The 630-nt window shown below is 38.9% G+C and carries 1 protein-coding gene; it reads left to right on the top strand.

The genetic code is table 11. The features are described from left to right. Positions 1 to 20 precede the first annotated feature (20 nt). On the top strand, positions 21 to 521 hold the full coding sequence (locus tag V7R35_RS17815; protein ID WP_334016229.1) for a hypothetical protein: 501 nt from the start codon (positions 21 to 23) through the stop codon (positions 519 to 521). The last annotated feature ends 109 nt before the right edge of the window (positions 522 to 630 follow it).

The raw sequence follows: 630 nt of genomic DNA on the forward strand, positions 1-630 counted from the left end.
GTTAGGTTACCTTTGAAGTTATGCGTAAGTTTTTAAATGTGAGCAAACAACGTCAAAAAGTATTGGAGCAACAATTCCCAAGGCTTATAGATCTAGCTCAAGTTAACGAAACGAAAGAGTATACTTACTTAGCAGTCTCTATTTTTGACCATTGGCTTAATCGTGATGAAGCAATGGAGTTATTAGGTGATCTTGACGCAAGCGAAATTGTGCGAAGAGCTTCAATATTTGAGAGCTTTAATCACTTATTATCTGAGCAAACAGAAATATTAACTTTTCGCTTTCGCGGATTAAAAGGTGACAAACCTAGGTTTAAATCATTCCTATCAGAACATGCACAATCTATGTATTTGCGGCAAACTGATATGGGTATGTATCAAGTTATCCTTCCTAGATTAAATGCGGTCTATTTCGAAGGTTATGACGACACAAATGTGTTTTATTTAAAAGATCTGAGTGTTAGACCCATCATTGAGTCTTGTGCTGAGAAAGTAGGTCTATATTGCCTGGAGCATTGGTAACCTAACAATCGCATTAACACTCGCTTCGCTCGCTTGGGACAAATACACGTAGGCTCCCCTCGCTTTGCTCGGTATTTTAGCCTACGTATATTTGCCCGTTATGCGGGCC

It is taken from the genome of Alteromonas sp. S167, from assembly GCF_036864375.1.
Taxonomy (GTDB): Bacteria; Pseudomonadota; Gammaproteobacteria; order Enterobacterales; family Alteromonadaceae; genus Alteromonas.

What these genes read in the sequence shown, in the direction of transcription:
- V7R35_RS17815 (WP_334016229.1), top strand. Translation starts at nt 21, where the DNA reads ATGCGTAAGTTTTTAAATGTGAGCAAACAACGTCAAAAAGTATTGGAG.